At 32.9% G+C, this 13,924-nt stretch carries 24 protein-coding genes; 1 reads left to right on the top strand and 23 read right to left on the bottom strand.

All coding sequences use genetic code 11. The features are described 5' to 3' along the window. The 23 genes from K4897_RS07800 to K4897_RS07690 form a co-directional block, all read right to left on the bottom strand. Complete coding sequence (locus tag K4897_RS07800) at positions 1 to 582, bottom strand: 50S ribosomal protein L18 (RefSeq protein WP_019264645.1); 582 nt, start codon at positions 580 to 582, stop codon at positions 1 to 3. A gap of 11 nt (positions 583 to 593) precedes the next feature. After that, the gene (locus K4897_RS07795) at positions 594 to 1,040 is read right to left on the bottom strand and encodes a 50S ribosomal protein L19e (protein ID WP_019264646.1); all 447 of its coding nucleotides are present in this window, start codon (positions 1,038 to 1,040) and stop codon (positions 594 to 596) included. A gap of 126 nt (positions 1,041 to 1,166) precedes the next feature. Next, entirely contained in the window at positions 1,167 to 1,496 is a 330-nt protein-coding gene (locus K4897_RS07790) for a 50S ribosomal protein L32e (protein ID WP_019264647.1), read from the bottom strand. Positions 1,497 to 1,511: 15 nt separating this feature from the next. Continuing rightward, positions 1,512 to 2,048, bottom strand: coding sequence for a 50S ribosomal protein L6 (locus tag K4897_RS07785; RefSeq protein ID WP_019266551.1), 537 nt, complete (start codon positions 2,046 to 2,048; stop codon positions 1,512 to 1,514). Positions 2,049 to 2,056: 8 nt separating this feature from the next. Beyond that, positions 2,057 to 2,449, bottom strand: coding sequence for a 30S ribosomal protein S8 (locus K4897_RS07780; RefSeq protein ID WP_004033225.1), 393 nt, complete (start codon positions 2,447 to 2,449; stop codon positions 2,057 to 2,059). 12 nt (positions 2,450 to 2,461) lie between these two features. After that, positions 2,462 to 2,605, bottom strand: coding sequence for a 30S ribosomal protein S14 (locus K4897_RS07775; RefSeq protein WP_004033224.1), 144 nt, complete (start codon positions 2,603 to 2,605; stop codon positions 2,462 to 2,464). A 16-nt stretch (positions 2,606 to 2,621) separates the two neighbouring features. Next, on the bottom strand, positions 2,622 to 3,134 hold the full coding sequence (locus K4897_RS07770; RefSeq protein WP_004033223.1) for a 50S ribosomal protein L5: 513 nt from the start codon (positions 3,132 to 3,134) through the stop codon (positions 2,622 to 2,624). Continuing rightward, a complete protein-coding gene (locus tag K4897_RS07765) occupies positions 3,131 to 3,859 on the bottom strand; it encodes a 30S ribosomal protein S4e (protein WP_244371155.1) in 729 nt (242 codons plus the stop codon). The genes K4897_RS07770 and K4897_RS07765 overlap by 4 nt, the downstream gene beginning before the upstream one ends. A gap of 1 nt (position 3,860) precedes the next feature. After that, positions 3,861 to 4,214 carry a 50S ribosomal protein L24 gene (gene rplX, locus K4897_RS07760; RefSeq protein ID WP_004033221.1) on the bottom strand — a complete coding sequence of 118 codons (354 nt, stop codon included), beginning with the start codon at positions 4,212 to 4,214 and terminating at the stop codon, positions 3,861 to 3,863. An 8-nt stretch (positions 4,215 to 4,222) separates the two neighbouring features. Then, positions 4,223 to 4,621, bottom strand: a complete 399-nt coding sequence (locus K4897_RS07755; RefSeq protein WP_004033220.1) for a 50S ribosomal protein L14 — start codon at positions 4,619 to 4,621, stop codon at positions 4,223 to 4,225. Between the two features lie 5 nt (positions 4,622 to 4,626). Continuing rightward, positions 4,627 to 4,944, bottom strand: a complete 318-nt coding sequence (locus K4897_RS07750; protein ID WP_004033219.1) for a 30S ribosomal protein S17 — start codon at positions 4,942 to 4,944, stop codon at positions 4,627 to 4,629. 13 nt (positions 4,945 to 4,957) lie between these two features. Further along, positions 4,958 to 5,233, bottom strand: coding sequence for a ribonuclease P protein component 1 (gene rnp1, locus K4897_RS07745; RefSeq protein ID WP_019266552.1), 276 nt, complete (start codon positions 5,231 to 5,233; stop codon positions 4,958 to 4,960). A 73-nt stretch (positions 5,234 to 5,306) separates the two neighbouring features. Beyond that, positions 5,307 to 5,648, bottom strand: a complete 342-nt coding sequence (gene yciH, locus K4897_RS07740) for a stress response translation initiation inhibitor YciH (RefSeq protein WP_250415928.1) — start codon at positions 5,646 to 5,648, stop codon at positions 5,307 to 5,309. Continuing rightward, the gene (gene rpmC, locus K4897_RS07735; RefSeq protein ID WP_004033214.1) at positions 5,649 to 5,855 is read right to left on the bottom strand and encodes a 50S ribosomal protein L29; all 207 of its coding nucleotides are present in this window, start codon (positions 5,853 to 5,855) and stop codon (positions 5,649 to 5,651) included. A gap of 38 nt (positions 5,856 to 5,893) precedes the next feature. Further along, a complete protein-coding gene (locus tag K4897_RS07730; protein ID WP_250415926.1) occupies positions 5,894 to 6,646 on the bottom strand; it encodes a 30S ribosomal protein S3 in 753 nt (250 codons plus the stop codon). Next, positions 6,646 to 7,110, bottom strand: coding sequence for a 50S ribosomal protein L22 (locus K4897_RS07725; RefSeq protein WP_004033210.1), 465 nt, complete (start codon positions 7,108 to 7,110; stop codon positions 6,646 to 6,648). The genes K4897_RS07730 and K4897_RS07725 overlap by 1 nt, the downstream gene beginning before the upstream one ends. 12 nt (positions 7,111 to 7,122) lie before the next feature. Beyond that, entirely contained in the window at positions 7,123 to 7,533 is a 411-nt protein-coding gene (gene rpsS, locus K4897_RS07720; RefSeq protein ID WP_004033209.1) for a 30S ribosomal protein S19, read from the bottom strand. A 15-nt stretch (positions 7,534 to 7,548) separates the two neighbouring features. Then, positions 7,549 to 8,274, bottom strand: coding sequence for a 50S ribosomal protein L2 (locus tag K4897_RS07715; protein WP_004033206.1), 726 nt, complete (start codon positions 8,272 to 8,274; stop codon positions 7,549 to 7,551). 12 nt (positions 8,275 to 8,286) lie between these two features. After that, a complete protein-coding gene (locus K4897_RS07710) occupies positions 8,287 to 8,547 on the bottom strand; it encodes a 50S ribosomal protein L23 (protein ID WP_019264654.1) in 261 nt (86 codons plus the stop codon). Between the two features lie 24 nt (positions 8,548 to 8,571). Continuing rightward, positions 8,572 to 9,336 (bottom strand): 50S ribosomal protein L4, encoded by a 765-nt coding sequence (gene rpl4p / locus K4897_RS07705; protein ID WP_019264655.1) that lies wholly within the window; start codon positions 9,334 to 9,336, stop codon positions 8,572 to 8,574. Positions 9,337 to 9,338: 2 nt separating this feature from the next. Then, on the bottom strand, positions 9,339 to 10,349 hold the full coding sequence (rpl3p, locus tag K4897_RS07700; protein ID WP_019266554.1) for a 50S ribosomal protein L3: 1,011 nt from the start codon (positions 10,347 to 10,349) through the stop codon (positions 9,339 to 9,341). 337 nt (positions 10,350 to 10,686) lie between these two features. Further along, positions 10,687 to 11,514, bottom strand: a complete 828-nt coding sequence (locus tag K4897_RS07695; RefSeq protein WP_250415924.1) for a putative RNA uridine N3 methyltransferase — start codon at positions 11,512 to 11,514, stop codon at positions 10,687 to 10,689. A gap of 218 nt (positions 11,515 to 11,732) precedes the next feature. Continuing rightward, complete coding sequence (locus K4897_RS07690; protein WP_250415923.1) at positions 11,733 to 12,347, bottom strand: METTL5 family protein; 615 nt, start codon at positions 12,345 to 12,347, stop codon at positions 11,733 to 11,735. A gap of 70 nt (positions 12,348 to 12,417) precedes the next feature. On the opposite strand from K4897_RS07690, the gene K4897_RS07685 reads away from it, so the two are divergent. After that, the gene (locus K4897_RS07685) at positions 12,418 to 13,911 is read left to right on the top strand and encodes an acetyl-CoA carboxylase biotin carboxylase subunit (RefSeq protein WP_019267791.1); all 1,494 of its coding nucleotides are present in this window, start codon (positions 12,418 to 12,420) and stop codon (positions 13,909 to 13,911) included. Positions 13,912 to 13,924 lie beyond the last annotated feature (13 nt).

Below are 13,924 nucleotides of genomic sequence, written 5' to 3'. Positions count from 1 at the left end.
TTATTCCTCTGCCTCATCGATATTCTTTTTGGTTTCTTCAAAGTTTTTAGGTAAATCTGCTGGTTGAAGGCCTCTTTCTAAATACTTTGAGAATAATTTTGCAATTTCATCATCATCTAAAGACTCAGCATAGTTTGCTACATGTTCTCCATTAATACGGGATTCATCTGGTAAAACAGCTTCACCATAAGGGATATCTAAACCTGCATCTACAGCACCTTTAAGAGCTGCAAATACTTTAGATCCTTTAATAGCAGATTTTAAACCAATGTCTAAAATTGCAGAGTCAATACCTTTAGCTAATGCTCTTTTAGCACAAAGGTAAGCAGTTAAATATACTGCAGAAGTATTACTTGCTCCACCTAAATAACCGTAATTAGCTAATTGTTTACTTACTGCAGATGCTAATGTAATATCTCCTTCAGGAGCATAATCAATAACTTGAACAGTTGCATGAGCATTAGAAAGTCTTACAACTAAACGAGATTTGTCATAATCGACTAATTTCATCCTAGCTGCGTAATCAGTTTTTCCTTCTCTTCTCCTTCTAAATGGTACTTTATAATTTGATCCTTGAGCCACGTTTATTCCTCCTATTTAATTAAATCATGGTCACGAGCATATGTTTTCATGTAAGATTTACTTCTGAAAGCACCACCCTTAGCCATTTTATATAATTTACGGTATGTAGTAGCATCAATTTCGTTTGCATCACGCATGTCTTTAAGATCTTTTCTTAAAGCTCTAATTGTAGTCATCCATTCTTGTTTTTTAGGATTACGAGCTTTTTTAGCTCCTTTTACACTACCTCTACCTTTCCTTTTTCCTTTTTTCTTTTGTTCTGCTAATTTTTTAGACCTGTAGCTACTAATACCTTTTTGAGGTTTAGCTTTAATAGCTCCATTATCTATTAACTGCTTTACACCTTCCCTAGTAATTGCCATGGATACTTCTTCCATTCTTTCAGGATCAATCCATACACGATTGAGTCCTACTTTAAGTATACTAGCAGCTAATCTTTTTTGAGTTGTAAGATTCATATATATAATCCTCCATTTTCAGCATAGCTGATAAATTTAGATAAAAATCTAAATTCCCTTTAAATCAGAAAAATCAATTCATAAAACCCGGAATTGATTCAACTTGAATAAATGTGAATATAATATTTATTTATTTAAAACTTTAATACCTAATTCTGATGCTTTTTCTAACATCAAATCTTTTTTCCTTTTACCAATAGAAGCACTTATTCTTGCAGCATCAGTAGCTGGGTTTAAGTCTTCTAATTCCATCATATTATGAACAAGAACATCATTATAACCTGAAGGATGTAAATCCCTAACCGCTCTAGGAGTTCTGTAACCGATAGCAGGCATATCAGGTTTTCCTGCTTCATATCTTCTCATTTTACTGGTTTTACCCCTAGGACGTCTCCATTTGATTCCAAGTTTTTTATAACGAGCATATTCTTGTCTTTTAAATCTTTTATTAGCCATTTAATCACCAATTCCTTATTCTTTGCTAATTAAATATATTCCATCTTGGAATACTCTAGGATCTCTTCCCCTAATTTTAGTTGCTTGTTCTAAGTTAGCCATGGTTTGACCAACATGTTCCTTATTGATACCAGTAATTGTTACCTCATCACCTTTAACTACTACTTTAGCACTACCTACTATTTTAGCAGTTCTTGGATGTCTTTCCCCGAGGAAATTGTCAATTACTACAATGTCTTTGTTTACTTTCACAGTCATTGGAAAGTGAGCAAATACAATTTTCATATGATATTCGAAACCGTCAGTAACACCAGTAATCATATTACTAATGTGAGCTTTTGTGGTTCCAATCATTGCTTTATCTTTTTTTCTTGGGAATGAAGTTTCTAAAACAACATTGTTTTCAACTTCACTAATATCCACATTAGGATATGTGAATTTTCTGGAGTCTTCTCCATTAGGTCCTTTTACAGTGACCTCATTATTATTAATTATAACTTCAACGCCTTCAGGGATTTCAATTTCTTCCCTTATAGCTGCAGCTACTACCATTTTATCACCTAATACATGTAAGCCAACAAACGTCCACCAATTCCTCTTTCTTTTGCCTCATAATGAGTCATAATTCCTTCAGGAGTTGTAACGATTAAAATACCAAAGTTTTTTGCTGGCAAATATCTTTTTTCAAATTTCTCAAATTCATCTTTTTTAACAGCATGACGAGGTTTAATAACACCACATTTGTTAATGTTACCTTCTAATTCTACTTTGAATTGACCTGCTCTGTTATCATCAATATATTCAAAATTACCAATGTAATTTTCTTTTTGCATTGTGCTTAAAACTTCTCCAATTAATTTGGATGCAGGTGAAATAACACAAGAGTCTTTTACTTGTAATTCGTTATTTCTAATATTAGTTAAAGCATCAGCAAGTGGATCCATGAGACTCATATTAAAACACCTCTAATTATATTTTTTAAAACCTATTTTAGGAGCTATTTCCCTAAAACATTGTCTGCATAAGCTAAGACCGTACCTGCTAATCATAGCAGAGTGGTCTCCACAACGAGTACATTTTTTTGCAGCTTTTCCATATTTTCTTGGCAAAATATCACCTTAACATTTATTCAGTCACGTAATTGACATTAAAATTATCTTCCATGTATTTCATAGTTTCTTCTTTAGAAATTCTATGTTTTGCTGGAACTTTCTTTTGTTGGATTCTTCTTTTAGCAATCCTGTAACCTGGTTTTTCAAAAGTAACAGATACATTCATACCAAAAATACCAATATCAGGATTATATTTCATACCTGGAATATCAATATGTTCTTTAATACCGAAGGAAAGGTTTCCTTGAGCATCAAATTGAGTAGGTTTGATATTTTTATTAATTCCTTCTAAAACCATTTCAATAGCTTTATCAGCTTTTTCCCCACGTAAAGTTAATTTACATGCGATTGGTTGACGTTTTCTAATACCAAATTCAGGGTTGGTAACTTTAGAAAATGTTTTAACTGGAGTTTGATCGAACATTTGTTCTAAAAGGGTAATAGCACGGGATAATTTTTCACCTGCTTCACCGACACCAATGCTGACAGTAGCTTTAGAAATTTGTACTTCGTTCATTGGATTCATTTATTAACCTCCAATAAAGATATTGCTGGTGCATCTTCACCAACTACAAATGCATAATCTTTTAAAGTTAAAAATTCATCTTTAGCACTATTTTCAATAAGAATAGTGTTCGGATTAGAAGATTCGTTTACAATAATTTCAGAAACGGTACCTAATTCACCAGTGTGTTTACCACCAGTAATGAGTACACAAGCACCTTCTTTTAATTCGAAAACTTCATTGATTTCGTGATCAGGTACTTTTAAGTCAATAACATCTCCTACATTGTAATCATTTTCATCAATAATTACGTTTTTACCATCATGAAGGTTTACTTGGATTTTTCCACCTTTGATAGTAGATTTATTAACTATTTTACATAATTTAGAATCGTTTTCTTCAATTTTATTTAATTGTAATCTTCCTTTTTTATCTAAAAGCACCCTATAAACTTCACCAGTTTTTGGGATTTCAATAATATCCATGAAACCAACTGGGAATTTATAATCTTTAATTACTCTTCCATCTACAAGAACATTACCTGAGTTGATGATTCTTTTAGCTTCTCTAGAATTATCAGCTAATTTTAAAATATCTCTAATAACTAAAGTTAAAGATAAAGAATTCTCAATAGAATGTGAACCTGCTGAAGGTTTGACAGTCCAGGTATCTTCTTTAGGATGAATAGGCCAAGTTTTTGGTGCTTTGTATGTTTTTAAATGTTTTCTAGATCCCATTTTAGCCATTTTAATTGTCTCCTGTTACATTTTTAATTCTTCTATCGTCATCCATATCTGCATCAATAATCATTACGTTAGATGGATCTACTGGAAGGAAAACTGCAGTTCCGTCAGGTTTTGATAAAGTTACTTCTTCAATAGTTATTTTGTATGAACCATAGTCCACACCTAAAACTGCACCTTCATGTCCTTTAAAATCTCCACGGAGAACTTGAACTTTGTCTCCTTTCCTAATAGGTAAAGACCTTTTACCAATGTCTGCTCTTAAGTCTTTACTTAAAGTAGCGCTCATGTGTTTTCCACGTGCATGAGCAGGAGCATTGTAAAGAGCTTTTCTTTGTTTTCTTGGTTGTTTTGACATTTTTTCACCTATACTAAAATACTTGCTGCACTACCTACACTAGGCCATCTGTCAGCTGCTTCTTTAGCAACAGGACCTCTTACTTCAGATCCTTTTAAGATTCCTTCCGGAGTGATGATAACTGCTGCATTATCTTCAAATTTAACACGAAGTCCATCAGCACGCATGTATTCCTTTTTTTGTCTGATTACAACAGCGTTTACAACTTCTCTTCTCATGTCAGCAGTTCCTTTTTTAACAGAAGCAACAACTAAATCTCCAACACCAGCAACATCTAATCTCCTCCTTACACCTTTGAAACCTTTTACAGATATAATTTGGATTTCACGTGCACCGGTATTGTCTACACATTGGAGAGTAGCTCCAATTGGTAATGCTTTAGATACATTTGATGTTAATGCTTTCATAACAATTACTCTCCTTTTACTTCAACTAAAACAAAATGTTTAGTTTTACTTAATGGTCTGCATTCTGCAACTTTTACAGAATCTCCAACATTCACACTTAAGCAATCTGGCTTGTGAACGTTAATTTTGGATTTTCTTTTTTCATATCTTTCATATTTTTTTATGAATTTATAGTAACTACGTTCAACACTAATGGTCCTTTCTGCTTTGTTACTCACTACAATTCCTTCAAGAACTTGACCTCTTAAAGGTAAAGTTCCATGAAATGGGCAGTTAGGATCATCACATGTAGTTTCTGGTTCTTGAACATTAAGCCCAACCATATTATCACCGTATTTATATTTTTTTAAATCTTTTTTTTATTCTATCTTCAGGACGAATTGACAAAATATTACCATTAATTTCAACTTTCTCTCCAGTTGGAAGTTCGAATATAAATATTGAACCCTTTTTTGGAATTATTTTTTCAACATCATCAACTTCAATTTTAATGGTATTCTTTGTCTCATCAATAACAGTTCCTTTTAATCTAAGAGACTTGTTAGATACACTAGTAACACTTACACTTAATCCTATGAACTCATGATGGACTAAATTATTTACCGTAATCATATTTGCATCTCTTAAAAAACTGTAATCAGCAAAAAATTATAAAATTTTTATTGAAATGTATCGAAGAGATGAATTACCTTCTTCTTTTTTTATTATTCTTCTTAGATTCACGAATTTCTATTGTATCTGATGAAAAACCCATGTCAGATAAAACTTCTTTGACTCTTACTTTATGATCCCCTTGAAGTTCTATTTGACCGTTTTTAGAAGTACCTCCACAAGCACATTTTGCTTTAAGAGTTTTTGTAAGTTCTTTGATATCAATATCGTGTTCATCTATAACTTCGATAATAGTCATGAGTTTTCCGAATCTTCTCCTTACTGTAAATACTTTAACAGTTTGAACTTCACGTGCAATCTCTTCACACACACAAAGTTCTTCCGGAAGCCCACAGACATCACAGATTTTTGACATTTAATTCTCCTTCTGTTTTTCATTCAATATTGTAAGAACACGAGCAATTGTTCTTTTCAATTCTCTAATTTTTCCTGGGTTTTCAATTACCCCAGCAGCTGCACTTTTAGAAACATTTTTGGATAATTCAGCTCTGAGTTCAACTAATTTATCTTGAATCTCATCAACTTCCATGTCCCAAATTTCTTTACTTCTTAAAATCGCCATTGTTCCAACTCTTTTGAAATAATTAAATTTTTAATAATTTAACTATCCTCTTTTGCTTCTTCAGCAGATTCCTCTTCAACAATCTCTTCTAATTCATCGAGATCTTCTACTTCTTCAACAATTTCATCTTCAACGATTTCATCAATATCATCAAGTTCTTCAACTACTTCGTCGTCTTCGATGATTTCTTCAGTTATTTTAGGTTCGATGATTTCGACTGAATCAGGTAATACAGTTTCTGGAGGCATGATTCTTACATAAATACCAAGTACACCTGGTTTTAATTGAACTGTAGCAAATCCTTCTTCAACTAATCTGATTGATGGTTCACCACATTTTTTGATGTAACCTTCAACAAATTTAGCTACAGCAGATCTTGAACCTCTGATTTTACCAGAAATAGTAACTTCTACACCTTGAGCTCCAGCACCCATAATTCTACGAATAGTAGAGTAAGCAACTCTTCTGAAATGCATACCTCTTTGTAACATGTTAGCTATTTTGTAAGCCATGATTTTTGGGTTGAGTTCAGGAACATTTACTTCTTTAACTTCAATTTGAGGATTATCTAAACCAAATTCGTTTTTAAGAGTATTTGTAATAGCCCTTACGTTTTTTCCACCTCTACCAATTACCATACCTGGTCTTTCTGCATAAACAACGACCATAGTACCTAAAGGTGTAATTTGAACATCCATACCCCCGTATCCTGCTCTTTCAAGTTCTTTTTCTAAGTATTCATCAATTCTGGTTCTTTTAAGGCCCTCAGTGACAAAATCTTTTTCTATCATTAGTTAGCCTCCTGTAATACTATTTGAATATGAGTAGTTGGAGTGTTAAATGGGGTCATCCTACCGAATGCTCTTGGAATAACTCCAGGAAGTACAACTCCTCTGTGGCTGGAGATATGTTCAATGAATAAGTTTTCAGTGTCCATACCTTTGTATTCAGCATTAGCTTCAGCATTTTCTAAAACTTTTAATACTTGTTCTGCTGCTTTTACAGGGTATCTACCTGCTGCCCATCCTTCTTGTCCTTTTCTATGACCAACTTGTCTGTTGTGTCTTTTGAAAGGAACAGATTTTTTCATATCAATAACATCTTCTAAATAATTTTTAGCTTTAGTTACTTCCATTCCTCTTATTGCATTGCAAATTTCAACACAGTGTTTTGGAGAAATCTTAAGAGATTTTGCCATAGCACGTGCAGTTTTTGCTTCATTAGTTTCTTTATTATAAGCATATTTATTAGCCATGATCTAATCTCCCTATTTAAGTGGTACAAACATAGATGATCTTGTAGCTCCCATACCTGGGTCTCCATGTTGAACTTTTTGTCTTGTTGGTGCAAATTCACCAAAGTAACAACCAATCATTTCTGGTTCGATTGTAACTTCAACAAAGTTTTGACCATTGTAAATACCGAAAGTTGTTCCAACCATTTCAGGTAAAACAATCATATCCCTACAATGGGTCCTGATTACAACAGGCCTACCATCTTTGCTGCCTTCTTTATTTAACTTTCTCATTTTATCCAAAACAATTTGTTGTCTTGGTAAAAATCCTCTTTTTAAAGACCTTCTTTGTCTTGCAGGGAATAATTCCATTACTTCCTCTAAAGACATGTCTTGTAATTCTTCAAGAGTATAACCTTTATATTTAAATATTTTTCTTGCCAATGAAACACCCTCTATCTATCTTTTTAATCCTGTTCTTTTAGCTGCAATTGAACCAACTTTTCTTCCTGGTGGTGCATGTCTTGAAACAGTAGTTGGACGACCAGGATGTTGCCTGTTACCTCCCCCGTGAGGGTGATCAACAGCGTTCATAGCTACTCCTCTTACAGTCATGAATTTCTTACCTTTAGCTTTGTAAGCATGCCATCTGTTACCAGCTTTAAGGAATGGTTTTTCTTTTCTTCCTCCTCCAGCTACAACACCGATACTTGCACGGCATCTTGGGTTAAGATATTTTAATTCACCAGATGGTAATTCTACAACAGATTGATTAGCATCATGAGTAATTAAAGAAGCATAAGTTCCAGATGATCTTACAAAACGACCTCCGTCTCCAGGAGTGTTTTCAATATCATAAATAGGAGTTCCTTCTGGAATTTCAGCAAGAGGTAAAGTATTACCAAATTTAATAGGAGCAGAAATACCACATTCAATTTCATCATCAATTTGAATGCTTTCAGGTGCTAAGATAAATTTCTTTTCACCATTTTCAAATTTTACTTCTGCAATTGGAGCAGTTCTTGCTGGATCGTGTACAATATCAGTAACAATTCCTTTAATACTACCTTCTTTTTCTAATGCATCGTAAGACCTGTATCTGATTTTATCTTTAAAACGATGAGAAGCAACACGGTGAGCAGGAGTTCCTCTTCCTCTTCTTTGAATTATTAATCGTTTTCCCATTATAATTCCTCCTTAGAATACTCCTATTTTGACAGCGAGTTCTTCTGCCATTTCTTCTTCAACAAGTTTAATAAATGCTACTTTATTACCACGAGGAGTGATATGAGTAGTTACTCTAGCTACTTTTTCTTCGTATAACTCTTCAAAAGCCCTTTTAATTTGACCTTTGTTAGCACTACGTTTTACAACAAAAGTAATCTCATTATTTTTATCGATTAAATTCATGGTTTTTTCAGTAACATGAGGTTTAATAATAATTGAGTATGAATCCATAATAATCACCTTATTTATCCAAAATTATTGGAATAAACCTCCTAATTTTTCAACAGCTGATTTAGTGAAAATAGTGAGTCTTCCTGGGTGAGTACCTGGTGCTAATAATTCTGCATTTAAGTTTTCAACAGTTACTACATCTACACCAGCATGGTTTCTTGCACCTAATTTGATACCGTTATCTTCACCGACTACTAAAAGAGGTCCTTTTACTTTTTTGTATTTTCTTCCTCTGGTTTTACCCCTACCCGCTCTTATTCTTTTACCTTCTTTAGCACGGGTAATGTCATCGTAAACTCCTAAGTTTTGGAAAATTTCACGAGTTTGTTTAGTAGTTTTTACAGAACAAATATCATCTTCAACAATAATAGGTACTTGTTCAAGGTCTCCTAATTTGTGACCTCTGTTTTCAACAAGTTCTTTATTTGCAGTAGCTGCTACAGCAGATCTGATTGCAAATCTTCTTTCTTTTATGTTGATTTTTTCGTGATGATTTTTTTCAGCTCTTGTAGGATGTGCACGTCTACCACCAACAGCCATTGGTACAAATGCTGCTTTGGAACCGTTTTTAATCCTAGGTACTCTAGCTGTACCTCTACCGGATCCCCAACCTTTTGCAGAAGTTCTTTTACCTGCTTTAGGATCATTACCCCATGGTTGTACTCTAGCGGTTTGTGCTGAAATAACAGCCCTTTTTATTAAATCAGGTCTGTATTCTTCATTAAAAATAGCTGGAAGTTCGATTTCTTCTTTAACTTCCCCTTCCATTGAATAAACGTTTGCTTTCATGATTAGACCCCTTGTTTAGATTTTGTACTTATGTAGTTTATTTGAGGCATATCCTCAGACTTTTTATTAGGTCTAATAGGTTGTCTTAAAATAACTAATCTTTTAGATGGACCTGGTAATGAACCTTTTACTAAAACATAGTCATTTTTAACAAGACCATATTTTACAAATCCTCCATCTGGATTAATTTGATCAACTTCATCAGCAGATGCGATTTTTAAGATTTTTTTATTAAACTCAGTTCTTTTATGGTATCCCATTTGACCTGCTTGTGCTACAGTCCACATGGTTCTTGATGGAGTCCAAGGTCCAATAGAACCTACATGTCTTCCTTTACCTGCTCTTACAGCTTTACCATATTGAATTCTGATTCCCCATCTTTTAACTACACCTTGGAATCCTTTTCCTTTAGTAGTTGCAATTGCATCTACAAATTGACCTTCGTTTAAGATATCACTAGCTTTTACTTCATTACCTAATAATTCTAATGCAGTATTTAATTTTTCTTCAGGATTTGCTCCTCCAATACCACATTCAAATATGTCCGGTTTTTTCTTAGGTACGCTAGTTACTTTTGGATTAGTATGGACTAAAACTTTAATATCTTCAGTTTTGTCTAATACACCTTGTATTTTTGCAATAGCTTCAGATTTATTGTATTCTTTAGGAAGAGAAATTTTCCTTGAGAGTTCTTCATCTAAATTATCTGCAAGTACTTCGGTGATCACTTTTAATCCACGAGAAGTTTTTTCGTATGCTCTAATTCCCATTACTACGACTGGAGGTACTTCCAATACGGTTACTGGAGTGAAAACATCCATACCATTAGTTGGAGAGTTTTTGTCAGAATCAGTCACTAACGCGTGAGTCATACCGACTTTATAACCTGCGAGGCCGAGTAATTTTGGTTCATCATTTTGTGGCCAAGATTTTATCCTAGGGGTTTCTTTAGCTGCTCTTTTCCTTGGACTAAAAGCAACAGACCCTTTTCTTGGCTGGTGATGTCTTACCATTTATTTTACCTCCTTAACTAATATTTTCCTTTATTTTATTATATTCAAATTTTTAAATAATAGCTATAAATAGCTATTTTCAGATTTGGGTAATATTACACCAAGTATAATATTATCCGAGTAATAAATAACCGCAATAAAATCACAGTTAAATAAACATCAAAGTTTAATATATTCTTTTGAGCGAAATTAATTGAAACATAATTAAGCGCTCGTTTAATGTATAAACCATTCTGCGCTAAGTAATTTTTAGGAGAGTCCTAAAAACATCAATGTATAAAAAGTTGAGCAAATTATCTATTAGCCATGTATAAAAACTAATAATTAATAAAGAGAATTAAAATCTCAAAATGTTGAATAAAGAAAGTGTAGCGACAACTGCCTCTTCAGTTCTAACAGTTTCAGTTCCTTGGTTAGGGATAGTATTTAACTTAATATGTTCCCAATTACTGCTAGAAACATCCTCTGAAATTGAAGAATATGGGCCACCAAACAAAATAGCAATATTTTTAAATTCATCTACTTTAAGTTTTAATTCATCAAAAATAGAATCAATATAATCCCCATATCTTGTAGTTTCAACAACAAAATCTGGTTTAATTAATTTTAAGCTATTTTTAAGACTCTTATTAGAGGATATTACATTATATCCCCAGTAAATGTCATCTGGTTTATCAGGTGTGACTATTACTTCTTTCTTAGCAATTTTTGTAATCTTAAAGTTAAAAATTTTCTTAACAGTAAGTTGCTCTTTGCAGAATGCAAGTTTATCCATACCTATATCCACAAAAGTTCCTTTCTTATTTCTTTTAACAGTAAATCCCTGTCTATAGTCGCCCACGTCTGGTTGACTATTAACTGGATGATGAGGAGCTCTAAGTGGTGGAAGAATACCTACATGCTTAAGTTCTGGCATTATAGGAAATGCACTTTTCCTCAAATACTGAGGAGTGTTCATATAATTTAAAACTTCAGCAATAAATTCTCCATCTTCTTCCCCATTTTCATTTTTAATGTGGTCATCATTATAAATAACAACATTATCAATCTGAAATACTGCTAAAGCTCTACCTAAAACTCCCACTTTAAAAGTACGAACTTTAAGATCTTTAGATTCAGATAGAAAAGAATTCGGAATAAATACAGATAGCTCATCTTTATACATTATTTTAATATTAGTAAAATAAAGTATATAAAGATTTCCCTACATTTACATAGCTATCACTAATAGACTTATACATTTTATAAATATTATATCAATTATAATATCTGTAGCCATCTTATTATGCTACCAACTTTTATACTCATAAGGAATATATTAATATAATATATAGATTATGTAGTATATAAAGGTATTGTTTTTCTATTTAAAATAAGTAAAATTTAAAGTAAAGCTCGAATTACTATTATTTCAACATTTGCAGATTCCTTTGTATGAAATTCATAAATTTTAGGAATGGGAAAATTATATCTGAAAATATGGGTAATTTCCAAATCATTTTTTTCAAAATAGCTAATTAAAAACTCCTCAGTTGATGCCATATGAAAGGAATACAAAACTTTTGGAGACAGTTCAATAGCCTTATTGATAAATTTTAAATCAGACCCCTTTTTTGCATTTTTTTGTGATCCGAATGGTGGATTTTGAAAAATAGTATCAACATCAAAGTCATTTTCCAAATCACAAACATCACCACATATAAATTCAACATCCCCACAGTAACTGCTGGCTAAATCAATGGATTCTTTATCAATATCAACACCAACAGCAGAAGTAGCACCTAATAACATAGATGCAATTGCAAATATTCCAGTTCCACAGCCTAAATCCATTACTTTTTTATCTACTATATCATCTAAAGAATATGCATTCCATAACAAATCTGATGCAATAACAGCAGGAGTAGAATACTGTTCAAGGTCTACTTTCGGATTTGGATGACTGGGAACATTTTGTATAGCCATTTCCAAATGTTTCTTTTTAGTAATTTTTTTCATCTAAACAACATATTTAATTATTATTTCTTATATAATTATATTATTAATAAAAATTAAAAAGAGGTTTCGAATGTTTGAAAAGATATTAATTGCAAATAGAGGAGAAATTGCAATAAGAGTTATGCGTGCCTGTCGTGAGCTTGATATCCAAAGCGTAGCTATATACTCTGATGCAGATACAACATCCCTTTATACAAACTATGCTGATGAAAGCTACCCTTTAGGTAATCCTTCCCCAGCCAAGTCTTATTTAAATATAGAAAAAATCATAGATATTGCACTTGAATCTGGAGCCGATGCTATTCACCCAGGATACGGATTTTTAGCTGAAAACCCTAAATTTGGTGAAGCATGTGAAAAAAATGGAATTAAACTTATAGGACCTACCGGTGACGTGATCCATCAAATGGGAGATAAAATAACTTCAAAAGCTCTTATGAAAAAAGCTGGAGTTCCTGTTATCGAAGGTACTCCTGAAGGAGTTACAGACATTGAAGAAGCTAAAGAAATAGCTAGACAAATTGGATATCCTGTAATTGTAAAAGCTTCTGCAGGTGGTGGAGGAATTGGTATGCGTGCTGTTTATGAAGAAGACGAATTAGTGCGCGCAATTGAATCTACACAATCTGTTGCTTCTACAAACTTTGGAGATTCAACTGTATTTATTGAAAAATACCTTGAAAAACCTAGACATATTGAATTCCAGTTATTAGCTGATGAACATGGAAATGTTATTCATGTAGCTGATAGGGAATGTTCTATCCAAAGAAGACATCAGAAATTACTTGAAGAGGCACCTTCCCCAATTATGACTGAAGAACTTAGAGCTGAAATGGGAGCAAGTGCAGTAAAAGCTGCTGAATATATCGGTTATACCAGTGCAGGTACTGTTGAATTCTTATATGACAATGGCCAATATTACTTCCTTGAAATGAACACCCGTATTCAAGTAGAACACCCAATTACCGAACTTGTTACAAATACCGATTTGATTAAAGAACAAATCAGAATAGCTAATGGTGATGAACTCAGTTACGAACAGAAAGATATACAAGTATCAGGTCATGCAATAGAATGTCGTATTAATGCAGAAGATCCGTTAAACGATTTTGCACCAAATCCTGGTAAAATTACCGGTTACAGATCTCCTGGAGGACCTGGTGTACGTTTAGATAGTGGAGTTTATATGAATTATACAATTCCTACTTTCTATGATTCCATGATTTCAAAACTAGTAACCTGGGGAAGAACTAGAGATGACTCCATAGCCAGAATGAAAAGAGCATTAAGCGAATACATTATTTTAGGAGTTAAAACTACAATTCCGTTCCATAAAGCTATTTTAAGAAATCCTAACTTTATTAGTGGTGACTTAAACACTCACTTTATTGACCAATACAAAAACGGTATTGAAAGTGAAATGGTTAATGTGATTGCAGAAGATTTGGAAAATGTAAATAAAATGAAATCCACTTTTATGCCAAGTAAAAAAATAGCTGCAATTTCTGCTGCTGTTGGATCTTATTTAAATACTGCTAAAAACCAACAAATGAATAAAAAATAAATTGGGGATTTAG

The sequence above is a fragment of the Methanobrevibacter sp. TLL-48-HuF1 genome, from assembly GCF_023617305.1.
GTDB lineage: Archaea > Methanobacteriota > Methanobacteria > Methanobacteriales > Methanobacteriaceae > Methanocatella > Methanocatella intestini.
This window is presented reverse-complemented; position numbering and strand designations above follow the sequence as displayed.